We start from the raw sequence: 22,627 nt of genomic DNA, 5'->3' as shown, positions 1-22,627 counted from the left end.
TGCGGAGGCGGGGGCACTCGAACCGTCTCTTCCAGTATCCGCGCGGTCACGAACGGAGCGAATCGAGCGGCGACCCTTGACGTGCGACCTTGCGGCATCCCCTTCGTTAGTCCGCGCGCAGTCGCGGCCCGACCTCACCGGGTGAATACGTGCCAGACGATGTCCGGCCATCCGTTCGCGAGAACGTGAGCTGTGACGATCGCGGTGAAGTTGCGAAAGCGCATCCAGATCACTCCCATGAACAGGCCGAAACTTCCCTGCACCACGATCACCGACGCGGTGTCGAACAGAAGGTCGCCCGACGCATGGCTGCCCAGATGCATGAGAGCGAACGCCGCGGTGGCGACGGTCACTCCGGCCCAGGGGCTGAAAAGCGCCTCGAGTCGCGTCTGCAGGAGGCGGCGGTAGAAGAGCTCTTCGCCGAAGCCGGCGGTGACTGCCGTGGCGGTCGCGGCGATCAGCAGAGTGACGGCATCCACCTCGCTGTAGTCCGGCGACGAGCTGACGAGGCTGCGGAGAACCGCCCATACGAGAATCGCGACTCCCGGGGCCCACCATCGCCATGCCGCCCGTTCGACGTCCATGGCGACCGACCCTCTGATGAGGGCGACGGCGATCAGCGGCGCCACGATGAGCAGCACCGCCTTGGTCAGGACGTAGTCCTCTCCGTTCATCCCCGCCGCGACAACAGGGAAGAGCACCGCCAGCGCGCCGAGGATCAGGATGGTCGCCGTGAGTCTGCCCCGGGAGAGTGGGCGCGCCTCGAGGCGCGGTCGGCGGCGCGAGAGCGCAAGCGCGATGGTGATGCCGACCACGGCGGGACCGATCGCCCACAGCAGGGGGACCGTCGGGGCGCCCGCATCGCGCGAGAGAGTCACCCCTTCCGGTCGCCCCACGAGCAACAGGGCCAGGGAGGCGCAGGCGATGGCCGCCCCCGCGGCGATCACGATCCGCGAAATTCGCGCGCTGACAGAGACCCGAGGACTCATGGCGCCAAACTAGCACGAGTGTGCTAATTGGTGGGTACGTGGCCGATGCTCGCCTCATGGCCGGTGCGAACGGCAGTGGCCGCGCGTCACCAGACCGCCTGCCTCGCGGCGGTGGCTAAGCTCGTCGGCGTGACACAGCCCTTTCCGCCGCGCCGCCGCCGCGCTCTCGGCTGCGGAATCGCCGCCACGACCGTGGCGCTCGTCGGCATCCTCCCCACGGCGATCGTCTTCGTGCTCGGTTCCACGGTGGACCCGAACTACGGATGGCTGCTGTTCCTCACCTTGCCGATCGCGGTGTTCCTCGGCGCGATCGGCGTCGTCGTCGGCATCGTCGGCATCGTCCTCGCACGGACCGACGGCGGCGGGTATGCGTGGCCGGTGGTCGGGGTCGTGCTCGGAGCGATCCAGCTGATCCCCGCGGCCGCGTTCCTCACGGGCGGCTGACCCCGTCGAACCAGATCGGCAGCGAGCATCCTCTGCCCGCCCCTGACCCGCGTCCTGAAGGAGAATCCCCGTGCGCCAGAACCCGCCCGCGAACAGAGTGGTCCTCGCGATCGCCGTCGTACTGGCCGCCTTCTTCGTCTGGGGAGCCCTCGTGCGCCCGCTGCTGAACGGTGACTCCCCCGGTGCGACCCTGCTGGTGTTCGGGGCGGGGCTGGTGCTCGCCGGGGTGATCCTGTGGATCGTGCTCGCGCGGATCCAGCGGCTGCAGCGCCGCCAGCGGCGAGCGCTGCAGGAGAGCGAGCCGCAGGCGCGTGTCTTCGGCTCCTACGCGCTGAACGGCGTCGCGGGGTTCCTCACGCGTGCGATTCCTGCTCTGGGGCTCGGCGCCGCGCCGCGCGGCCTGCTCACGTCGAGCCCGACGGGTGTGATCGATCCGTCGGGTTTCCGCCTCGTCCGCGGCGGCGCTCGGCTGGTCACCGCGTACAGCGTGCCGCGCGAGCGGATCGCGGGCGTCGCGATCGGCGGCATCCAGGAGGGCGCCTTCCTCTACCCGACCCTGGTGATCGTCGTGTCGCACGGCGCGGAAAACGCCGCGATCCCGGTGCCGGCGACCCGCGACGAGGCACCCCTGCGCCGCGAGACGCCCGACGGCATGGACCGGCTCCTCGCCGACGCGGCGCGGATCTGGCGCGTTCCGGTTCTCGACGGCGGGGCGTGAGCCGGCGCTTCCCGCCGAGGGCGTCCCGAGGTCGGTGACTACCGCGGGTGTCTGAGGTACAGCGCGGCGGCGTTGTCCCACAGCACGCCCGGCAGCATCTCGGGGGCGACCACGCGAGCGATGAGCTCGAGGTCCTCCGGGGAGAACGGTCTGCGGGCCCTGGTCGAAGGCAGGTCGGTACCGAACATCAGGGCGGAGGGGTTGGCGTCCATGATCGCAGCGATCGCCGCGGCGGGGTCGAGGTCGACGCGGCCGAACCCCGTGGCTTTCACCTTCACGCCGCCCTCCGCCAGGCGCAACAGGTGAGGTAGCCCGTCAGCGTGCAGGCCGAGATGATCGATGCTGACCGCCGGCAAGGCCTGAAGCTGCTCCGCGATCTCCTCCAGTGAGCGAGCGTCGATGTAGAGCTCGGCATGCCAGCCGGCGACGTCGTGGACGCGGCGTGCGAGCCTGTCGAGGCTCGCGAGAGAGGCCGAGCCCCCACGCCGAACATTGAAACGCACAGCGCGCACTCCTGCGGTGCTCAACTTCTCGATCGTGGCATCGTTCACCGTCTCCGGCAGCTGCGTGACGCCGACGTAGGTCGGTCCCAGTGCGTCGAGCGCGTGCACGAGATAGTCCTGGTCGAAGGCTTGGAACGATCCGGACACGACCGCCCCGCCGGCGATGCCGAGTCCCTCGATGCGGGCGCTGTATTCGTCGGTCGTGAAGGCCGGCGGCAGGAATCCCTCGTTCTCGACCAGCGGGAAGGCCGGGTCGATGATGTGCAGGTGGGCGTCGAAAACTCTCTGGGACATGAGCATCGGATCCGTTCTCGTGGCGACCAGACGAGACTACGCATCCGGCGTCCGACCGGCCAGCCGACACCACGTGCGCTCGTGACCGTCGCTCCAACCCGCGCTTCGTTCCCGCTCACAGAGACCGACACCGTTGCGCCCGTACCGTCGAGATGAGACGCTGACGGCACAGTCGTTCCGACGACAGAGAGAGGATGGGCCCGTGCGCGTGTCAGAACAGCAGGTGTCGAACACCCCGCCGCGGTGGCGCTTCTCGATCCGGGCTATCGTCGAGGTATTGGCCGCCGCGTTTGCAATGACCTCAGGCCTGGTGTCGCCTGACCTCCTCATCGATAGAGTCGGCCACCGCCCCCGCCTCGCGGGCGGAACCGACGGTTCGTCCCGTTCTTGACGGCATCGCCTCGCACGGGTTGAGCGAATCAACGCCGAGTAGCCCTTCCCGGTGGCCCGACTCTGCATGAGCCGGCCGGGTGAGCCCCTCCGCCTGCCGAACTCGCGGGGATAGGTTCGTCGTATGACCACGACGCATGTCCCGCTCAGCGCGCCGCTCTACGGCGCCTCGTTTCCGCAGGCCGTCTCCCGCTTCTTCCGCAAGTACGCGACGTTCAGCGGACGGGCCAGCCGGAGCGAGTACTGGTGGTGGGTGCTAGCGAACGTGCTCGTCGCCCTGGCGTTCAACCTGGTCGGCTCCCTGGTCGACCCGCGATTCATCTCGCGCACGATCGACGTGCTCTCCCCCTTCGCATCCGGAGGAACCTTCCCGCTCTCGAGCCCGATCGGGGTGGCCTTCCTCCTCTACGCAACCGCGATCGTGATCCCGGCACTCGCGCTCACCTGGCGGCGGCTGCATGACGTCGATCGTAGCGGCGCCTGGTTCTTCATCATCCTCGTCCCGATCGTCGGCGCCATCGTGCTGCTGGTCTTCACTCTGCTGAGTGCACGCCCGGCCGGAGCTCGCTTCGATGCGTGACGCTGTCGCCGAGGCGGGCTGAGCCGATCGAGGACTTCCGCCTATTCGAGCCCTGCGGAGCGCTCCGCGCGTCGCGAGAGCAGCCGGGGGACTACGAAGAGCAGCACGACGCCGACGATCATCAGCCGGACGATCCACAGCGCGACTTCCGACTCCACGCCGTAGCTCCCCGGGATGCCGAGAAGAGCCAGGAGGATCTGCGGCCATGCGAATCGACCGGGACCGGCATCACTCAGATCCAGCGCCCCCGCGCCGACGAGGATCACCCCCGAGAGCGTCAGGAGAATGAGCGGCATGAGCAGCCCGACCGCGGCGCGCTTTTCGCCGCGCAACATCCGGATCAGGGTGCCGACCAGCTGGAACAGCGGCCAGACGACGAAGAACCACGCCAGGGCGCCGAAGCCGTAGCCCAGGACGATCAGGACGAGGTTCATGGCGAGGGCACCGAGGACACCGCCGATGGAGGCCGATTCGAAGTAGTCGGGGTTCGCGAGAACGGACGGCAGGGATACCGCGAGCAGTCCCGCGGGGAGGGCGGCGAACAACCACCAGAGGAAGTTGAAGCGGGTACGTCGGTTGGCGAAGGAGTTGTGCGCGACCATCTGAATGGTCAACGCCGTGACACCCAAGGGGATGCCGACGAGTGCAACGAACTGCGGGGCTCCGTCGTTCGACGACGGCTCCAGCGCCCAGAGCAGCAGCGCGCCCACGGCCACGCCGACGATGACGAGACCGACCACTAGGCGGAGAATGCTGACCCACGGCTTGACGATCGTCGGTGGTTGTCCAGCACCGCCGTTGCGCAGACCGCGGGACGCTGAGGGCGACTCGGTGGACTCGGGCTGCGGGGTGGTCACTTCGCGACGCTATCAAACGATGTCGACGCGGGTGAATCGGTGCGCCGAACGTTTCCCCAGTGCGCAACACCCCATCCTCGCCGGCGGTCGAAGCACGCGCGGCAGTGCGCACCGGCCTGGTGTTAGATGAGGGTGCCCGCCGAAGGAGCTCAGCTGTGCCATCGACCTTTGTCCCGCCACCGCCCCCTGCGGGTGCTCCGCACCCACGGGTTTCCGAGCCGGCGACGAAGAAGCGCCGCTGGTGGCCGCTGGTCGCGGTGGTGTGTCTGGCCGCGATCGTCGCCGGTGTGGTGGTCATCGTGAACCTGACCAAAGAGGCGACCCCGGAAGCCGCGACCCCGGAGTGCGACGCCGCGTTCGCGACAGCCAGCGCCGCGATGAACCAGCACTACGAGACACACCCTCTGTTCGGGCCGGAGTACGACGCGATCTACGCGGACGGTGTCGTCTCCGATGAAGAGCAAGTCACCCTCGATGCGATGCTCGCGGACGAGTCCGCGCAGTTCGCAGCGCTCATCGACCCCATCTACGACGCATGCACCGGTGTCGAAGACCTCTACGCCGGAGCGTTCGCCCACCGCGACCACGCCGACTGGGCGCTCCTCGACGTCGAATCGATGACGCGAGAAGAGATCGAGGCGGACTTCATCTTCACCCACTGCTACGAGAAGGAGTACCGCCCCTCCTGCTCGGACTTCGTTCTCGAGGACTGGAATCGCGAGGTCTGAGCACCGCGTTGCGTCCTTCGCGAACGTTGCGCGCCTGCCGCTGAGATGAGACGCTGGCGGCACAGTCGGTCGACCACAGACCGGGATGGTCCATGAGCGTGTCAGAGCACCAGGCGACGATCGATCACCCCCGGGGACGGCTTGCGAGCCGGGCTTTCTTCCCCGCACTCGCCGTCGCGCTCGCTGTCTCCGCGGCCCTCGCGACGCTCTGGGCGGCACCGGAACTCACCATCCGATACGCCAGCTTCGCGACGATGATCGCCGCCCTCGCTTCCGCAGTGGTGGCCGCCCGCCGAGGGACGGCGGGCCTGCGCGCGGCCAGCGCCGTCGTCGCCGTGATCACCCTCATGCTCGGTTCCACGTTCTTCGGCCTGACCTACTCATAGACCGAATCGCGCACCGTCCCGGCCGCGCAGGACGACGCGACCGCCCGCGCGGGCGGTAGCTCAACCCCCAGACAGCAGCGCCGCCACCTCTCCGAATGCTTCGCGGCGACGCGCCACTCGTGCCGCCCGGACCTCGGCGTCGCGAACGAACAGCGCCTGCGGCGACGGGTGGAACGTCCGCACGACCGTGAGCCCACGCTCGCGTTCGACGCCCGGCGCGATGCGCAGCAGCCGTCGCCACGCATGATCGGCATCACCGCCCTGCAGCAGCACGACCTCCAGCTTCGGCGCGAGATCAAGCAGACGCAGGATCGTCTCGACGCCGGCATCAAGCTCCGACGCCTTCGGCTTGCGGTTGATGTACCAGGGGTAGGCGTTCCACGGCAGCAGCTCGAACGGTGAGATCCCTGCCTCCTCAAGCAGGATCGACTGCAGCTCTGCGCTGCCGTCGTCGTTCTCGACGCAGATGAAACCGCTGCCGACCTCATCCTGGGTCGCGGGCCCCGGATCGCGCAGGATGCTGAGCACCCGCGCCTCGACACCGCCATGCAGCGGCGCGACGTACGGCGCCCAGCCTCGGCCCATCTCGCGCAACTCGTCGACGTACTCGTTGACGGGTGCGACGTGCGGTGCGTAGCGGTCCGCCCACTGCTGGTCTCGGAACGACTTCAGGGCCATCCGCCTCGGCATGCCCTGACCGTACCAGTGCTCAGCTCGAGGCCGACCTGCTTTGCGACAAAGCAGGCCCCCAGGTGGCTGAGCTGGCTGCGCTTCGCCCTGTTGCCGCCGTCGTACACAACACGCGTTCGCCATGACCGCTGCCTCGAGCGCCGGGGAGACTGCCGCCACTTCGCAGGGCCGACGTCCATCGCCCGAGCGCCCCTCGCCGACGCTCCTCTGCCCGGCTTGAGAGCGTCTTGGCGACGAATTCTCCGCGTGATTCCGGGCTTCTCGGGGCGATCTCGAAGATCTTCCGAGATTCGAGTTGACACGCACGATCGCCGTCTGTACCGTTTAGTACACGCTGAACCGCTCGGTACAGACGAAACAACGAACTAGGAGTCAACATGTCCCGTCCGCCGCTTCCCCCGTTCACCGAAGAGACCGCCATCCAGAAGGTCCGCGCCGCTGAAGACGGCTGGAACACCCGCGACCCGGAGCGCATCGCGCTGGCCTACAGCGAGGACAGCTGGTGGCGCAACCGCTCCACCTTCGTCCAGGGGCGCCCCGCCATCATCGAGTTCCTTGCCGGCAAGTGGGAGCGCGAGCTGGACTACCGGCTCATCAAGGAGCTGTGGGCCTACACTGGCGATGTGATCGCGGTGCGCTTTGCGTACGAGTACCGCAACGCCGAGGGCCAGTGGTTCCGCGCCTACGGCAACGAGAACTGGCACTTCGACAAGGAAGGACTCATGACGCACCGTCACGCGAGCATCAACGACGTCGAGATCGACGAGTCCGACCGCAAGTTCTTCTGGGACAACTCCGGTCCCCGTCCCGCCGACCACCCCGGCCTGAGCGAGCTCGGTCTCTGATGGCCAGAACCGTCCTCGACCGGTCCGACGCGGTCCTCGCCCTCGCCGGCGTGTTTCGCAAGCGAGGCTTCGAGGGTGGTTCCCTGTCCGTCATCCAGCAGGAGACCGGCATCGGCCGCGGAAGCCTCTACCACTTCTTCCCCGAGGGGAAGACAGACATGGCCCGCGCCGTCCTCGACCAGGTCAACGACTGGTTCGAAGAGAAGATCTTCGAGCCGCTGCGCACCGCGACCGATCCCCACCAGGCCATCGCGGACATGTCGCGAGAGGTCGCCGAGTACTTCATCTCCCGCCAGCGCGTGTGCTTGTTCGCCGCGATCACGCTGGGAGAAGAACAGGAGACCTTCGCCAAGGCGGTGAAGACCTACTTCACCGACTGGGTCGAGGCCCTCACCGGAGTCCTCAAGATCGCCGGACTCTCACCCCAAGAAGCGGCAGACCGCGCGCTGGACGCGGTCGCTGCCATCCAAGGTGGGCTGATCCTGGCCCGCGCCTACGGCGACGACGCAACCTTCCTCGGAATCGTCGACCGCACTGAGAAGCAACTTCTCGCTCCCACCCGCTAAGCGGGAACCCGAGCCCTGCACTGCTCTCGCTGCAGTACTCGACCAGCACCACCTACGGCGCGCCGCATGCGGCCGGACGATCGACCGCATGCGCGCGCCCACCGGGTCCGCCGGCGCCGCCGAAGGTCCCTCCTCGCTGCCCACTCGGGCACCGAGATCATCGCCGCACCCGCGACGAGACCACGCATGCCGCCTTCGATACGGGCGGCGCATCGAAGGAGAACACCATGCCGTACATCACCGCCCAGGACAACACCAGCATCTACTACAAGGACTTCGGCCCCCGTGACGCCCAGCCCATCATGTTCCACCACGGATGGCCGCTGTCGTCCGACGATTGGGACGCACAGATCCTCTACTTCCTCGCCAAGGGCTTCCGGGTCATCGCCAGCGACCGCCGCGGCCACGGACGCTCCTCGGACGTCGGCACCGGCCACGACATGGACCACTACGCCAGCGACGTCGACGTCGTCGTCCGCCACCTGAACCTCCAGAACGTTATTCACGTCGGGCACTCCACCGGAGGCGGACAGGTCGCCCGCTACGTCGCCAAGTACGGCCAGCCCCAGGGGCGCGTCGCCAAGGCCGTCCTCGTCGCCGCCGTCCCCCCGCTCATGGTTCAGACCGACGAGCACCCCGCCGGCGTACCCGTCGCCGTCTTCGACGGGTTCCGCGAAGCCCTCGCCGCCAACCGCGTCGAGTTCTTCACCGCGGTCGCATCGGGGCCGTTCTACGGCTTCAACCGCGACGGCGTCGAACTCGCACAGCCGATCGTCGACAACTGGGTCCGCCAGGGCATGACGGGCAGCGCACTGGCCCACTACGAGGGCATCAAGGCGTTCTCGGAGACCGACCAGACCGCCGACCTCAAGGCCATCACCGTCCCCGTGCTCGTCCTCCAGGGCGACGACGACCAGGTCGTTCCGTATCAGGAGGCCGCGCTAAAGCAGGCCGAGCTGCTCTACGACGCGACCCTGAAGGTCTACGAGGGACTCTCGCACGGCATGCTCACTACGGATGCCGAGACCATCAACGCCGACATCCTCGCGTTCATCCAGCAGCCCTGATCGCTCGGTCAGTCAAGCGGAGAGCCGCTCACAACTCGATCGTGGGCGGCTTTTTGCTGTGCCTGAGGACGAACGAGAGGCTAAGCGCTCCGCATCTACTTTGCGACGATGCAGACCGCCGCGATCCCGCTCGGTGACTGCTGAGACGCCGCCCACCTACTCAGCCCCATCTCGCTTCAACGTCTGGCCCATTACCGACGATAAGGACAGCTATCCGGACTATCGGTGCGAAGCCCTCGCTTAGATGATGTCGGGCATCTCGGCGTACGCGGCTTGGTATGCGGCAGCGGTGGGCTCGCCACCCTCGAAAGGGTGTGGTGCTGAAACAACCAGTGCCTCCACTGCAAGCTCGACATGCGCACCCCGATGGAGATCGATACCGCGTACTACCGTGGCCTCGGATCCACCAAAAAGGCGGCTGCCGGACCAGGCTCCCGATAGGAACGGACGTCGGGCCGTTTCAGACCGTGCTCCACGGTGAGTCATGCGGGAAGCAGTGCTCCTGGACAAAGTTGGCACGAGAGGCGCTTCAGTCAGCGCCAGCATCGGCGTGAGCGGGGCACCGGGCTACGAGCTCAGGAGACGAATTCCGTCCGAAAGGGGTCGTCGCGGGGCGGTTCAGTAGCGCCGACCAACTGTTCTGCCAGAGTTAGGCCATGCACGAGGTGACGATCTACAGAACAGAGACGATGGCGACGCGCGCGCTTGCCGCGGAGATCCGGCATCAGCACCAGCGCTTCACCGAGCTGCTCGAGCGAGTCAGCGCCACGAGGCTCGGACGCTTTCAGACTGTGCGCTGTGAGGTCAAGCACAAGCTCCATGGTGGTACTCAGTCAACTGTGCGGGTTGATGTGGAGCTGGAGTTCGATGAGCAGCGGGTCGGCATCGAGGCGAAACTCGACCATGAGCTCACCAGAGCCCAGGTTGAGGATCAGCTTCTCGCTCTCGGGCCGGAAGCAACGCTCTTCGTGCTCATACCAAAGAAGGACTCTGCGCCACGATGGCTGACGGACTACCCGGGAGTTTTCCTGATCGACTGGGCGGAGAGCCTTGACTGTTTCGATGACTCCCGGCTCACGATCGATGACATTCACGGTGAGGGGCGGCTCCTTAAGAGCACTGTGGAAGCCTGGCTCTCGGCGTTGGATCTAGCGCCCCGGATGCCTGGGTGGAACGTCGATGTGCATCGCGGTGGTAGCGGTATGCCATCCATCGAGTTTCGGTCGCCGCTGCTTCGGGATGGCAAGCAACTTCGCGGGCAGATCGAAGTGGTCGGCAGGGGCATGCCGGGGAGCCTGAACACGATCCGTTTCAACAGCTATGTCGGAATCTCGGTTGACCCGACGGATGAGACAGATTTCCCCCATCCGGAGGAGTCCACGCTCGTGCCGAGTTGGATCGGGCACCTTCAGCTCCTGCACCGCGAAGTCCTCGAAGGCGAGGAGAAGCGGCTCTGCGTCAATCGGCGCGCCCCCGGTCACGCCAAGAAGGGATTCGGAGTGCGGAAGGTTCAGCTCGCGAATCGCTATCTCAAGTCAAGTACCAATGAAGAACTATCCATCGCGTACCTCGCGAAGGGGTACACCGACTGGGCAATTGGCCCGAAGTTGGCGGATGTGCCCAAGGAGGAGCTCGAAGAGCTGACCGCCATCACCGTGGAGATCTTCCAACGCTGGCATGCGGCCGAGATGGCCGAATAACTTCAATCCACGCTGCAGGTACGCGAACACAGAAGGTGGACGAACCCAGCATCACGTTACTGCTGTGTTACCGCTCGCCACGATCCACACATGACGAAGGCCCCGCATCCCAGTCGTTACATCGGGAGTCGGGGCCTTCGTGGTGGCGGTGACGGTGGGATTTGAACCCACGGTAGGGGGTTACCCTACACAACTTTTCGAGAGTTGCACCTTCGGCCGCTCGGACACGTCACCGCGGACAAGCTTACGACACCACGCGCTCCGGCGCGAATCGAGACCGGGGACCGCGGCGCTCAAGGCCGGTCACCAGGCGGCGGCGACCTCGGCGTGGGTGCGCAGGATGCCCTCGGTCGAGCCGGCCGGGGCGCGGCCGATGCCGCACTCGGTCGCGACACCGAACGCGGGGGCGAAGCGCTGGGCGGCGGCGATGCGGCGCTGCGCACCCTCGACGCCGTCTTCGCGGTGCACGAGTCCGAGGTAGAGCTCGTTGACGGGTGCGAGATCGACGAGCGGGGCGAAGTACGCCTCGTCGTCGCGCTCGATCGGCACGGGCAGGTGCAGCCAGGTGAACGGCCGCTCGGATGCCTCGGCCACCGCGTTCGCGTAGCGCACGAGGTTCGCGGCATCCGTCGGCTCGACGAAGTGGCGCTCGCCGGCATCGCCGTAACAGAGGTGCACCCCGACCTCGACATCCGCGGGCACCGCGTCGACCAGGGTCGCGAGCCGCGCGACGAGTCCGGTGAACACGTCGCCCTCCCACCAGGCATCCATCAGCGCGCCGTAGCCCGACGCACCTTCGAGGATGCCCATCTCGCTCGCGACGTCCCACTGGATCGCGAGGTCGTCGTGCGGGATCGCCGCCGTGATCTCGTCGAGCTCGCGCAGCATCGCCGCCGTGTAGTGCACCTCGAACGCCTCGCGATCGTCGCCCTGGAAGAACGACGAGATCACCGCGAGCGGGGTCGGCAGCGCCACCTCGAAGCGGATGCCCGCCGGAATCGCGCCCTCGTCGCGCAGACGCCGGAACACCGCGTACGACTCGATCGCCGCGGCCGCGTACCCGAGCGGCGGGATGGCGATGTCGGCAGGATCGACGCCCTCGGCGAGCCGCAGCCCTCGGGCGTCGAGACCCGCACCGAAAGGGATCGGCTCGTCGCCTACGCGCTCGATGCCCTCGGCCTCGCCGAGCACGTCGGGCTGGAACATGATCCAGTGGAACCGCTTGCCGACCTCGCCGTCGGGAATGCGGCGGAGGTGGCCGCCGAGCAGATCGGATGCCGTGCGCATCGTCGTCTCGGCATCGTCGAAGTTCACACTGCCCACGAGAAGGGCACCCTGCGGCTGCGTCATGTGTTCAGGCTAGCGCCGGCATCCGACACCGGTTATGCCCGGTGACGTCCCGTGTCATGTCGGAGGCCCCAAGTTAGGATGACCTCAGCGAAAGGACGTGCAGCGATGGGATACATCACCTCCGAGGCGCTGGCCGAGACGGGGTACGTCGTGCTCGACGACCACGATCAGGCCGCCGACCCCGCCGAGTGGCTCGACCTGCAGTACATCCCCTGGCGGTCCTCCGGCATCACCCGCTTCGCGCCCCTCGCCAGCTACGCCGGCGACCTCGAGTGCAACGGCTTCTGGAACCACACTCCCCCGCGCACCGACCGCGACGGGGTGTGGGTCGAGGCGCAGGTCGCGCTCGCCCCTACGCTGCAGGCCCGGGCTCTCGCTCCCGGCGCCCCGGTCGGCCGCTGCCGAGTGATCGAGCTGCAGCCCAACGAGTACGCCGACGCGATCTACAACCTCCACCAAGACGACAACAACCGCCTCAACGATGAGGGCACGGGGTGGGTCGTGCGCGGCTACTACAACCTCACAGACGACACCGACTCGATGCTGATCCTCCGCACCGACAGGTTCGATCCGGCGACCGAGGTGCGCCTGCCCCTGCGGGCCGGCTCGCGGATCATCGTCGACACGCAGCGCTTCTGGCACGCGGTCTGGCATCGCGGAACCGCTCCCCGCTACTCCCTCATCACCTCGTGGACCTCCGGCCCCGAGCTCGACGCCTACATCGCCGCGAACCACGGCGACCCGCATCCGCCGACGGTCGACCTCGACCCGGCCTTTGTCGACGCCGCACAGCTCGAGCTGCACCGCCGCATCGAAGAGCGCCGCCGCGCCTTCGAGGCCCAGGGCATCGTCATGGAACCTCCGACCCCGCTCTACGGCTGACTTCACTCGTCGCTTCCCGCGCCCCCTGCACGGACGCCGCACACCCGCACGGCCGATCCCCCGGTTCCTCCGTGCAAAACGCGAGGTTTCCGTGCATCCGGCGCGCATCGCGTCGCGAACTGCAGGCAGAAACCCCGGATGCAGGCACGAAACCGTCCCCCGTGCCTGCATGTCACCGCACCGCCTGCATATCGCCGCGCCGCCACCCACCGGCATCCGCCCGCGCCACCTGCACGGACGCCGCACACCTGCACGACCGATCCCCCGGTTCCTCCGTGCAGACGTGAGGTCTCCGTGCATCCGGCGCGCATCACGTCGCGAACTGCAGGCAGAAACCCCGGATGCAGGCACGAAACCGTCACCCGTGCCTGCACGTCGCCGCGCCGCCTGCACGTCGCCGCGCCGCCACCCACCGGCCCCGCCCACCGGCATCCGCCCACCCACCTGCACGGACTCCACACACCTGCACGAGTGATCCCCCGGTTCCTCCGTGCAGACGTGGGGTGTCCGTGCATCCGGCGCGCATCACGTCGCGAACTGCAGGCACATACGCCGGATGCAGGCACGAAACCGTCCCCCGCGCCTGCACGTCGCCGCGCTGCCTGCATATCGCCGCGGCACGACCGACCGGTGTCCGCCCCGACACCCGCCACCTGCACGACGGCGCACCGCGTCAGACGGTGCGGCCGCCGTCGAGACGCACCACCCGGTCGACCGAACCGGCGGGCGGGGCCACGTGCGAGATCAGCAGCACCGACTGCGAACCGGCGGCGCCGAGCAGGTCGCGCAGCAGGGCGTCGGAGGCATCCGGATCCACGCCGGCCGTCGGCTCGTCGAGCACCAGCACGGGGAATCCGCGCAGCAGCGCTCGGGCGAGGGCGATGCGCTGGGCCTGACCGCCCGACACGAGCGCGCCGCGGTCGCCGACCCGCGCGTCGAGCCCACCCCGATCGCGCACCCAGGTTCCCAGGCCGACGCGGTCGAGCACGGCGAGCAGCTCGTCGTCGGTCGCGGTGTCGCGCGCGAACAGCAGGTTCTGCCGAATGTCTTCATCGAACAGCTGCGGACTCTGCTCGCACAGCCCCACCACGCGACGCAGCGCCGGCCCCGACAGCGCCGCCGCGTCGACGCCGCCGACACGGTACAGGCCCTGCGCCTTGAGGAAACCGACGAGCACGGCGGCGAGCGAACTCTTGCCCGCACCGCTCGGGCCGGCCACGAGCACCCGCTCGCCCGGCCGCAGATCGAGCGAGACCCCGCGCAGGGCCGGCGCCCCGCCCGGCCAAGATGCCGTCACATCGCGCAGCGCGATCGTCGGCGTCGTCTCCGCGGCCACCTCGAGGCCGGCGGCCGCCGTCTCGGCAGTCGCGCCCGCGACGCCGGCACGAGGGCCCGCATCCCGACCTGCATCCGCACCGTTTCCCGCACCCGCACCCGCACCGTCACCCACGCCATCCGCACCTGCACCGCCGCCAACGACGTCCACCCGCGCGCCGTCCGCGAACTCCTCTCCGTCGTCCGAGCGCAGCTCCGGGGGCATCCGATCCGGCAGCACGTCGACGATGCGCGCCGCGCTGGCGCGCACGCTCCGCCACGACGCCGCCGCGATCGGCACCGCGCCGAACACCTCGAACACGACCATCGGCACCAGCACGACCACCGCGAGCCACGGGCCGTCGATGACTCCGGTCGACAGCCCGGGGGCTGCGGCGGCCAGCGCCCACACCGAGGCCGCACCCGCCACGGCCGAGACCACGCCCGCGGCGACGGCCTGCGCGAGCGACGCCCGCGTCACGTCACGGCGGAGCGCCGCATCGGCGGTGGTCACGCGCTCACGCGCTTGGGCCTCAGCACCGTACGCGAGCAGCACGTCGAGGCTGCCGAAGTAGTCGACGAGCGCGGCCGAGAGGTCGGCGCGTCGCGCCGACACGGCGGCCTCGGCGCGCGCCCCGAACAGCCACCCCATGCCGATCGCGGCGGCGCCCGCCACGAGAAGGCAGAGCGTCAGGGTCGCGGCGGCGATCGGCGACACGAACGCCACGAACACCACCGCCCCGACCGCGACCACGGCCGAGACGCCGAGGGGCTGCACGACCCGCAACGGCAGGTTCTGCAGGTTCTCGACATCGTCGACGAGGGCCGAGAGCACCTTTCCGCGGTCGGTGCGGCCGAGTCCGGCGGGCGACAGCGGAATGAGCCGCCGCACCATGTCGGCCCGCGTCGACGCGAGCTGACGGAGCGCGGCGTCGTGACCGCTCAATCGCTCCAGGTACCGCGTGACCGCACGGGTGACGGCGAAGAACCGCACACCCACCACCGCGACCGACAGCGGCACGAGCGAGTCGACGATCGAGGCGCTCACGATCAACCAGCCACTGACCGCGAGCAGGCTCACGGCCGCACCCGCCGACAGCACGCCCCAGATGAGGCCCGGTGCGAACCGCCGCGCCGACGGCTGCGCGAGGCGCAGCACCTCACGGATGCGGTCGGCACGGGTGCGATCCGCACGGATGCCCTCGGCGCCGCTCCCCTGCACCGCACTCATGCGCTGACCCCCAGAGCCACGACCTGATCGGCGATGTCGCGGGCGGAGCGGCGGTGCGAGACGAGGAGCACGGTGGCGCCGGCATCCGCCCGCTCGCGGAGGGAGCGCCACAGCCGGGTCTCGGTCTCGGGGTCGAGGGCGCTCGACGGCTCGTCGAGGAGCAGCACCCGCCGGGTGTCGGCCGCGTGGCGGTGGAGTGCGCGCGCGACGGCGACCCGCTGGGCCTGTCCGCCCGAGAGCCCGCTGCCCTGCACGCCGAGCTCGAGATCGGGGTCGAGGTCGGCGCAGGCCGCGGCGAGCGCCGACCGCACCGCGGCGTCGTCGGGCGCCGGGTCGCCGAGGGCGACGTTCTGGGCGATCGTGCCCTGCAGCAGGCCGGGGCGCTGGCCGGCCCACGCGGTCCAGTCGGCGGGCGACAGCGCCCGCACGTCAGTACCGCCGACGGAGGCCGTGCCGTCGAAGGGCACCGCGCCGCGCAGCGCGGCGAGCAGACTCGTCTTGCCCGATCCGCTCGGCCCCTCGACGAGTGTGATCGTGCCGGGCTCTGCCGTGAACGAGACGGGCGGCAGATCGCGCACCCGCAGCCCACCGACCACGAGGGCGGCGCGGGCACCCCGCAGCAACTCAGGACCGGCGGTCCCGAACGCGCGGTCCTGGGCCGAATCCGGCTCGGTCGGCGACGTCTGTCCTGAGTTCGTGTCACCGGCCCCCGAACCCCCACCGGCCGCACCCGCCACGGCCGCACGCGCACCGCCCGCCCCTACGCCCGCCGCCTCGCTCGGCCCGGCCCCCGCCCCTACGCCCGCTGCCTCGTCGAGCACCGCGAAGATGTCCTCCGTCGCGGCGACCCCCTCCGCGGCGGCATGGAACTGCACCCCGACCTGCCGGATCGGCAGGAACGCCTCGGGCGCGAGCAGCAGCACGAACAGTCCGATTTCGAGCGACAGGTCGCCAGACAGCAGCCGGAATCCCACCGCGACGGCGATGAGCGCCACCGCGAGCGAGGCGAGCAGCTCCATCGAGAAGCCCGAGAGGAAGGAGAACCGCAGCACCTTCATGGTCTCGCGGCGGTAGTCGTCTGAGGTCTCCTCGATCCGATCGGCGGCGCGGCGCTCCCGCCCGAACAGCCGCAGCGTCGCGAGGCCCTGCACCGTGTCGGCGAAACGGGCGGCGAGCTGCTGCAGCGTCGTGAACTGCCGCTGCTGCACGGTTCGGGTGGCGATGCCGATGAGAATGAGGAACAGCGGGATGAGGGGCAGCGTCACGGCGGCGATGAGGCCGCTCTCCCAGTCGAACCACCACATGACCGCGAGCAGCACGGGCGTCGCGATCGCGGTCATGACGAGCTGCGGGATGTAGCGCGCGAAGTACGAATCGAGCGCCTCGAGACCGTGCCCCGCGGTGATCGCGAGCCCCGCCTGGTTGCGCTGCGCGAGCCATCCGGGGCCGAGACGACCGACCGACCGGATGAGGGCGGCGCGCAGTTGCATGCCGGTCCTCGCCGCCGCGCGGGTGCCCGCCGCATCGGATGCCGCGATCAGCACACCGCGCAGCAGCGCCACGAGCAGCAGCGCCACCAGTGAGCCCGAGACGTCGCGGCCGGCCAGCGCGCCGGTGACGGCATCCGTCAGCAGCCAGGCGAAGGCGATGACGACCGCCGTCTGCACCACACCGATCAGCGCGGATGCCGCGAGGAACACCCTCGCGGCACCCGCGTAGCGCAGCAGTCTCGGGTCGACGGGTTTCACGCGTGCGCCGGAGCCCCCTCGATCGACCGGCGGGTGACGCGCTTGCGGAACACCCAGTAGGTCCACGCCTGATAGGCCAGCACGAGCGGCATGGCGATCAGCGCGGTCCAGGTCATGATCTGAAGCGTATACGGCGTGCTCGAGGCGTTCCCGATCGTGAGGCTGTAGGCCGGGTCGATGGTGGACGGCATGACGTACGGGAAGAGCGCGGCGAAGAGCATGACGACCGCGAGCATCACCGTGACCATGCCCGACACGAACGCCCATCCATCGCGCCGCACGAGCGAGAAGCCCACGGCGGCGATGAGGGCCACGGCGGCGAGCGCACCCGCACCGAGCACGAGCCACAGCAGCGGCGCCTCGCGGCTCATCGCGATCACGGCGGTCCAGACGACCGTGCCGGCGGCGGCGAGGATCGTCGGGCCGGCGGCGAGCTTCGCCAGCCGGTGCGCGTCCTCGTGCACCGGCCCGTCGGTCTTCAGGGCGACGAACAGCACGCCGTGCAGGAAGAACAGCAGCAGCGTGGTGACGCCCACCAGCAGCGCGTACGGGTTGAGCAGCGAGAAGAACCCGCCCACGTAGATGTGGTCGGCGTTCAGCGCGACGCCCTGCACGATGTTGCCGAAGGCGACGCCCCACAGCAGCGCGGGCACGACGGAGCCGATCACGATCATGCGGTCGAAGCCCTGCTTCCACTTGCGTCCCTCGCGCTGGTGGCGGTACTCGAACGAGACGCCGCGCAGGATGAGCGCCAGCAGGATGAGCAGCAGCGGCAGGTAGAACCCGCTGAACAGCGTCGCGTACCACTCGGGGAACGACGCGAACAGCACGGCTCCGGCGACGATCACCCAGGTCTCGTTGAGGTCCCAGACCGGGCCGATGGTGTTGATGACCTGCCGGCGCGAGACGTCGTCCTTACCGAGGAACGGCAGCGACATGCCGACGCCGAAGTCGAACCCGTCGAGCACGAAGTAGCCGACGAAGAAGAAGGCGACGATGAAGAACCAGAGCGTTGCGAGATCCATGACGTGTCTCCTTCTCAGTACACGACCGACGGCAGCTGGGCCGTCTCCTCGTGCGGTTGCTCGGTGGTGTCTGGCCCCTTCTGCGCGGCCTTGACGATGAGGCGGATCTCGACGACCGCGAGGGCGGCGTAGATCGCGGTGAAGGCGATGAGCGAGATGAGCACGTCGACCCCGTTCACCCCGGGCGAGACGCCGTCGCGGGTCGACATGAGTCCGAACACCAGCCACGGCTGACGGCCCATCTCGGTGAACACCCACCCCATGATGTTGGCGAGCAGCGCGAGCGGGAACGACCAGATCGCGAGCTTCCACATCCACGGCGCGGGCTCGCGCTTGGCGTTCTTGCGCGTGAGCCACAGGCCGGCGACCGCGACGAGGGCGGCGGCCATGCCGAGGCCGATCATCCAGCGGAACGCCCAGTACGTGACCCACAGGATCGGGGCGAAGTCGGTGATGCCGGTGTCGGCGTAGGTGGTGAGGTACTCGGCGTTCAGGTCGTTGATGCCGTGCACGCACGCGTCGAGCGAGTGCGTCGACAGCAGCGACAGCAGGTACGGCACACGGATGGAGAACAGCTCGGAGCTGCCGTCGGGGGTGCCGAGCGTGAAGATGCTGAACGAGGCATCCGCGCCGCAGACGGTGTTGAACGTGGCTTCGGCGGCGGCCATCTTCATCGGCTGCGCGGCGTACATCGCGAGGCCCAGCTGGTCACCCGTGAGCACGACGCCCGCGGTCGAGACGATCATCGCCCACAGACCGAACTTCAGCGAGATGCGCATCGTGTCGAAATGCTGGCCGCGGGCGAGGTGCCAGGCCGAGACCGAGATGATGACTCCGGCGGCGAACATGAGCGCGCCGAAGATCGTGTGCGGGAAGGCCGCGAGCGCGACCGGGTTCGTCAGCAGCGCCCAGAAGTCGGTGAGCTCGGCGCGGTTCGTCTCGGGGTTGTAGACGTAGCCGACCGGGTTCTGCATGAACGCGTTGGCGGCGATGATGAAGTACGCCGAGAGGGTGCTGCCGATCGCGACGCACCAGATGGTCGCGAGGTGCAGCTTCTGCGGCAGCTTGTCCCACCCGAAGATCCACAGGCCGATGAAGGTCGCCTCGAAGAAGAAGGCGAGCAGTCCCTCGAACGCGAGCGGGGCGCCGAACACGTCGCCGACGAAGCGCGAGTAGTCCGACCAGTTCATGCCGAACTGGAACTCCTGCACGATGCCGGTGACGACGCCCATCGCGAAGTTGATGAGGAAGATCTTGCCGAAGAAGCGCGTCAGGTGCAGGTATTGCACCTTGGCGGTGCGCACCCACGCGGTCTGGAAGATCGCCGCCACCAGCGCCATGCCGATCGTCAGGGGCACGAACAGGTAGTGGTAGACGGTCGTCAGACCGAACTGCCATCGAGACAGGACCAGGGGGTCGAGCCATTCCATGGAGCACTCCTCTTTCTCAACCTGCTGCCACGCTAATGAGAGGCCTGTCGGCGCCATCGGGTCGCAGGCCGTGAATAAGGCGGATGCCGTCTACGCGGCGGCCATCGCCGCCAGACGCAGCTGCACGGTGCAGTCCTCCGGGAGGGACGACGCGCGCACGGCCTCGGCGGAGAGCGGCCCGCCGGCTTCGGCGAGCACCCCCTGCATGAGGCCGAGGTGCACGCTGCAGAGCATCGGGCGGTCTTCCGCACGGCCCGCGGCGTGCGGGCACGGGCTGAGGTCGACGGTCAGCTGCTCGTCATCGACGACGGGCTCGAAGCCGCTCTCCTCCAGGTGTTCGATCAGGGCGTCCAGTTGGTAGGTGGCGTCGCGTCCGAGGGCGGATGCCGTGGCCGGCAGCACCCGGCGCAGCAGGTCGCCGCGGCGGGCGGCGGCCGTGACCTTGTCGCGGGCGATGGGGCTCGACGCGTCACCCGTGCCGGTCGCCGCGCTGTAGAGCGTGCGCGGCCGGCCGCGGGTGGTGCGGTGCTCCGTGGCGGCGATGACGTAGCCGCCCTCGATGAGGCGCTGCAGGTGCTCGCGCACGGTGTTGGGGTGCAGGCCGGTGGCCTCGCACAGCTCGCCGATGGTGCGCTGCGCACGCGTCTGCACGAGGTGCAGGAGCTGCACTCGTGAGTACGTGGAGATCGGCCCGCAGACGGGCCCGGCGCTGGCCATGACTCCAGTATGGACGCGCCCCGGGGGTGCCCGACGCCGTTCGGCCGTGAAAAACCCCCGTCGGCGATAGGAGTGTCGGATGCCCGCGATAGCGGGCGTGCATGGGGCCCCTCGCGGCCCATCCGAGGGCGCGGTTCGCCGGTTCGGCGCCGCCCTGCACGGAGTTCCCCCACCTGCACGGCCGATCCGGCGACCCCTCCGTGCAGGCGTGCGGAGTCCGTGCAGGCGGGGGCCGTCCGGCGGTGTCGGATGCCCCGGCTAGCCTTGCTCCATGGCCACTCGTCGTCCCGCCCCGCCCGCATACGTGTGCACCGAGTGCGGGTGGACCACGGCCAAATGGGTCGGCCGCTGCGCGGAGTGCCAGCAGTGGGGCACCGTGCAGGAGCAGGCGACGAAGACGGGCATCGTGCAGCGGGTCAGCGCGCTGCCCCCGTCGGCCGATCGTGCCGCGCGACCGATCACCCAGATCACCACGACCGATGCCCCACGGCGCACGAGTGGCGTCGGCGAGTTCGACCGCGTGCTCGGCGGCGGCATCGTGCCGGGAGCGGCGATCCTGCTCAGTGGCGAGCCGGGGGTCGGCAAGTCGACCCTGCTGCTCGAAGTGGCCGCGAAGGCCGCGCACGCCGGGCGTCGCGTGCTGTACGCGAGCGCCGAGGAGTCGCCGGCGCAGGTGCGGCTGCGCGCCGAGCGCACGAACGCCTTGCACGACGAGCTGTACCTGGCGAGCGAGACCGACCTCGCCACGATCCTGGGTCACATCGACGAGGTGAAGCCGCAGCTCGTGATCGTCGACTCGGTGCAGACGGTGTCGTCGGGGTTGATCGACAGCGCCGCGGGGCAGCCGAGCCAGGTGAGGGAGGTCGCGGCCACGCTCATCCGCATCGCGAAGGAACGCGATCTGCCGATCATCATCGTCGGCCACGTCACGAAAGACGGTCAGGTCGCGGGGCCCCGCGTGCTCGAGCACCTCGTCGACGTCGTCTGCCACTTCGAGGGCGACCGTCAGACCGCGCTGCGCTTCGTGCGGGCGCTCAAGAACCGCTTCGGCCCGACCGACGAGGTCGGATGCTTCGAGATGACCGGAGACGGCATCGCCGAGGTGCCCGATCCGTCCGGGCTGTTCCTCTCGCAGGGCACCACCGAGCCGGGCACGTGCGTCGCGATCTCGCTCGAAGGCCGCCGCGCACTTCCGGTCGAGGTGCAGGCGCTGACCGTGCCCACCCAGGCGCCGAACCCCCGGCGCATCGTGCACGGCGTCGATGCGTCCCGCGTGGCGATGGTGCTCGCGATCCTCGAACGCCGGGCCGGCGTGCCCACCGGGTCGCTCGACGTGTACGTCTCGACCGTCGGCGGAGTGCGCTTCACCGAGCCCGCCGCCGACCTCGCGATCGCGATCGCCATCGCCGGGTCCATCCGGCAGTTCTCGGTGCCGCGCACGCTCGCCGTGGTCGGCGAACTGAGCCTCGCGGGCGAGATCCGACCGGTGACGCAGGCCGCGCAGCGGCGATCCGAGGCCTCACGTCTGGGCTACGAGCACGTGGTCGACGACCGGTCGAAGACGCTCCGCGCCGCGCTCGGCGACGTCAAGGCGCGCAGCGGTGAGCGCGAGGTCCGGGGCGTTCCCCCGTTCTGAGCATCCGCCTCGGGCCCCCACCCAAGCATCCGCACGCCGGCGCATCCGCGGACGGCCCGGGGTCAGGCCTCCAGCGCCTTGAGGATCTCCTGCGGCGAGGCCTGCATCGGGTGCGGGCCGGCGATGTCGAGGAACACCGTCGTGATCGGATGCGCGCCGAGGAAGCTGCGCAGCCACTCCGCGGTGTAGATGCCGACGCCGGGCGGGAGGTTCGCGGGCTTGTTCTTCGCGTCGCTGAAGAGCAGCAGCGCGAGGTCGCCCGAGTTCGGGTCGCGATAGGTCCACACCTCGCCGGTGTCGAGCGGGTTGTCGCGGGCCCCCGGCTTGACGAGCGGCACGACGGTGGTGCCGTTGCGCAGGGCGAGGGCGACGGCGGCGACGTCCTGCTTCTCGAGGGCCAGAGCGAGGGCCTCCGAGCGGAAGTCCTCGGGGGCCGGTTTCTTCTTCGCCTTCTTCGCTGCCATGCCTCCCAGCCTAGAGCGGCGAGAGCGCGTCACGCCCGCGCAGGGGCGGAGACGAATAGGGGCCCTCTCGAGT

Annotated in this window: 22 protein-coding genes and 1 tRNA gene; 11 read left to right on the top strand and 12 right to left on the bottom strand. The window is 69.2% G+C overall.

Annotated elements, in window-relative coordinates:
• Window positions 1-134: 134 nt before the first annotated feature.
• Window positions 135-989, bottom strand: a complete 855-nt coding sequence (locus AC3A3J_RS02670; protein ID WP_487670810.1) for a CPBP family intramembrane glutamic endopeptidase — start codon at window positions 987-989, stop codon at window positions 135-137.
• Window positions 990-1,118: 129 nt separating this feature from the next.
• Here AC3A3J_RS02670 and AC3A3J_RS02665 point away from each other — a divergent pair, with 129 nt between their 5' ends.
• Both AC3A3J_RS02665 and AC3A3J_RS02660 read left to right on the top strand, forming a co-directional pair.
• Window positions 1,119-1,433 (top strand): hypothetical protein, encoded by a 315-nt coding sequence (locus tag AC3A3J_RS02665; RefSeq protein ID WP_487670809.1) that lies wholly within the window; start codon window positions 1,119-1,121, stop codon window positions 1,431-1,433.
• 70 nt (window positions 1,434-1,503) lie between these two features.
• Window positions 1,504-2,151: a hypothetical protein gene (locus AC3A3J_RS02660; protein WP_487670808.1), complete on the top strand. Its 648-nt coding sequence runs from the start codon at window positions 1,504-1,506 to the stop codon at window positions 2,149-2,151.
• Between the two features lie 38 nt (window positions 2,152-2,189).
• On the opposite strand, the gene AC3A3J_RS02655 is transcribed toward AC3A3J_RS02660, so the two are convergent.
• Complete coding sequence (locus AC3A3J_RS02655; protein WP_487670807.1) at window positions 2,190-2,948, bottom strand: amidohydrolase family protein; 759 nt, start codon at window positions 2,946-2,948, stop codon at window positions 2,190-2,192.
• Between the two features lie 514 nt (window positions 2,949-3,462).
• Here AC3A3J_RS02655 and AC3A3J_RS02650 point away from each other — a divergent pair.
• A complete protein-coding gene (locus AC3A3J_RS02650; protein ID WP_487670806.1) occupies window positions 3,463-3,918 on the top strand; it encodes a DUF805 domain-containing protein in 456 nt (151 codons plus the stop codon).
• Between the two features lie 41 nt (window positions 3,919-3,959).
• On the opposite strand, the gene AC3A3J_RS02645 is transcribed toward AC3A3J_RS02650, so the two are convergent.
• Window positions 3,960-4,775, bottom strand: a complete 816-nt coding sequence (locus tag AC3A3J_RS02645; RefSeq protein ID WP_487670805.1) for a hypothetical protein — start codon at window positions 4,773-4,775, stop codon at window positions 3,960-3,962.
• 59 nt (window positions 4,776-4,834) lie between these two features.
• On the opposite strand from AC3A3J_RS02645, the gene AC3A3J_RS02640 reads away from it, so the two are divergent.
• Together AC3A3J_RS02640 and AC3A3J_RS02635 are read left to right on the top strand one after the other, a co-directional pair.
• Window positions 4,835-5,503, top strand: a complete 669-nt coding sequence (locus AC3A3J_RS02640; RefSeq protein WP_487670804.1) for a hypothetical protein — start codon at window positions 4,835-4,837, stop codon at window positions 5,501-5,503.
• Window positions 5,504-5,595: 92 nt separating this feature from the next.
• Window positions 5,596-5,889, top strand: coding sequence for a hypothetical protein (locus AC3A3J_RS02635; protein WP_487670803.1), 294 nt, complete (start codon window positions 5,596-5,598; stop codon window positions 5,887-5,889).
• Between the two features lie 60 nt (window positions 5,890-5,949).
• Here AC3A3J_RS02635 and AC3A3J_RS02630 read toward each other — a convergent pair whose 3' ends face one another.
• The gene (locus AC3A3J_RS02630) at window positions 5,950-6,579 is read right to left on the bottom strand and encodes a uracil-DNA glycosylase (protein ID WP_487670802.1); all 630 of its coding nucleotides are present in this window, start codon (window positions 6,577-6,579) and stop codon (window positions 5,950-5,952) included.
• A gap of 377 nt (window positions 6,580-6,956) precedes the next feature.
• Between AC3A3J_RS02630 and AC3A3J_RS02625 the strand changes: the two genes are divergently transcribed.
• From AC3A3J_RS02625 to AC3A3J_RS02610, 4 genes are all read left to right on the top strand, one after another.
• Window positions 6,957-7,424 carry a nuclear transport factor 2 family protein gene (locus AC3A3J_RS02625; protein ID WP_487670801.1) on the top strand — a complete coding sequence of 156 codons (468 nt, stop codon included), beginning with the start codon at window positions 6,957-6,959 and terminating at the stop codon, window positions 7,422-7,424.
• Entirely contained in the window at window positions 7,424-7,990 is a 567-nt protein-coding gene (locus AC3A3J_RS02620) for a TetR/AcrR family transcriptional regulator (protein ID WP_487670800.1), read from the top strand. The genes AC3A3J_RS02625 and AC3A3J_RS02620 overlap by 1 nt, the downstream gene beginning before the upstream one ends.
• A 227-nt stretch (window positions 7,991-8,217) precedes the next feature.
• Complete coding sequence (locus tag AC3A3J_RS02615; RefSeq protein ID WP_487670799.1) at window positions 8,218-9,057, top strand: alpha/beta fold hydrolase; 840 nt, start codon at window positions 8,218-8,220, stop codon at window positions 9,055-9,057.
• 656 nt (window positions 9,058-9,713) lie between these two features.
• Window positions 9,714-10,757 carry a hypothetical protein gene (locus AC3A3J_RS02610; protein ID WP_487670798.1) on the top strand — a complete coding sequence of 348 codons (1,044 nt, stop codon included), beginning with the start codon at window positions 9,714-9,716 and terminating at the stop codon, window positions 10,755-10,757.
• Between the two features lie 143 nt (window positions 10,758-10,900).
• Here the strand turns inward: AC3A3J_RS02610 and AC3A3J_RS02605 are convergent.
• Together AC3A3J_RS02605 and AC3A3J_RS02600 are read right to left on the bottom strand one after the other, a co-directional pair.
• Window positions 10,901-10,991: transfer RNA gene (locus AC3A3J_RS02605), tRNA-Ser, on the bottom strand.
• Between the two features lie 69 nt (window positions 10,992-11,060).
• On the bottom strand, window positions 11,061-12,107 hold the full coding sequence (locus tag AC3A3J_RS02600) for a hypothetical protein (protein ID WP_487670797.1): 1,047 nt from the start codon (window positions 12,105-12,107) through the stop codon (window positions 11,061-11,063).
• 105 nt (window positions 12,108-12,212) lie between these two features.
• Between AC3A3J_RS02600 and AC3A3J_RS02595 the strand changes: the two genes are divergently transcribed.
• Window positions 12,213-12,989 (top strand): hypothetical protein, encoded by a 777-nt coding sequence (locus AC3A3J_RS02595; protein ID WP_487670796.1) that lies wholly within the window; start codon window positions 12,213-12,215, stop codon window positions 12,987-12,989.
• Window positions 12,990-13,662: 673 nt separating this feature from the next.
• On the opposite strand, the gene AC3A3J_RS02590 is transcribed toward AC3A3J_RS02595, so the two are convergent.
• From AC3A3J_RS02590 to AC3A3J_RS02570, 5 genes are all read right to left on the bottom strand, one after another.
• Window positions 13,663-15,534 (bottom strand): amino acid ABC transporter ATP-binding/permease protein, encoded by a 1,872-nt coding sequence (locus AC3A3J_RS02590; protein ID WP_487670795.1) that lies wholly within the window; start codon window positions 15,532-15,534, stop codon window positions 13,663-13,665.
• Window positions 15,531-17,282 carry a thiol reductant ABC exporter subunit CydD gene (gene cydD, locus AC3A3J_RS02585; protein ID WP_487670794.1) on the bottom strand — a complete coding sequence of 584 codons (1,752 nt, stop codon included), beginning with the start codon at window positions 17,280-17,282 and terminating at the stop codon, window positions 15,531-15,533. The genes AC3A3J_RS02590 and cydD overlap by 4 nt, the downstream gene beginning before the upstream one ends.
• Window positions 17,279-18,307 (bottom strand): cytochrome d ubiquinol oxidase subunit II, encoded by a 1,029-nt coding sequence (cydB, locus tag AC3A3J_RS02580; protein WP_487670793.1) that lies wholly within the window; start codon window positions 18,305-18,307, stop codon window positions 17,279-17,281. The genes cydD and cydB overlap by 4 nt, the downstream gene beginning before the upstream one ends.
• A gap of 14 nt (window positions 18,308-18,321) precedes the next feature.
• A complete protein-coding gene (locus AC3A3J_RS02575) occupies window positions 18,322-19,737 on the bottom strand; it encodes a cytochrome ubiquinol oxidase subunit I (RefSeq protein WP_487670792.1) in 1,416 nt (471 codons plus the stop codon).
• Window positions 19,738-19,827: 90 nt separating this feature from the next.
• Entirely contained in the window at window positions 19,828-20,454 is a 627-nt protein-coding gene (locus tag AC3A3J_RS02570; RefSeq protein ID WP_487670791.1) for a helix-turn-helix transcriptional regulator, read from the bottom strand.
• A gap of 271 nt (window positions 20,455-20,725) precedes the next feature.
• Here AC3A3J_RS02570 and radA point away from each other — a divergent pair, with 271 nt between their 5' ends.
• Window positions 20,726-22,090: a DNA repair protein RadA gene (radA, locus tag AC3A3J_RS02565; protein ID WP_487670790.1), complete on the top strand. Its 1,365-nt coding sequence runs from the start codon at window positions 20,726-20,728 to the stop codon at window positions 22,088-22,090.
• A 62-nt stretch (window positions 22,091-22,152) separates the two neighbouring features.
• On the opposite strand, the gene AC3A3J_RS02560 is transcribed toward radA, so the two are convergent.
• On the bottom strand, window positions 22,153-22,554 hold the full coding sequence (locus tag AC3A3J_RS02560; protein WP_314649872.1) for a dehydrogenase: 402 nt from the start codon (window positions 22,552-22,554) through the stop codon (window positions 22,153-22,155).
• Window positions 22,555-22,627 lie beyond the last annotated feature (73 nt).

It is taken from the genome of Microbacterium sp. Soil_N32, assembly GCF_057655505.1.
The sequence above is the reverse complement of the archived record's forward strand: the minus strand, read 5'-3'. Positions and strand labels throughout refer to the sequence as shown.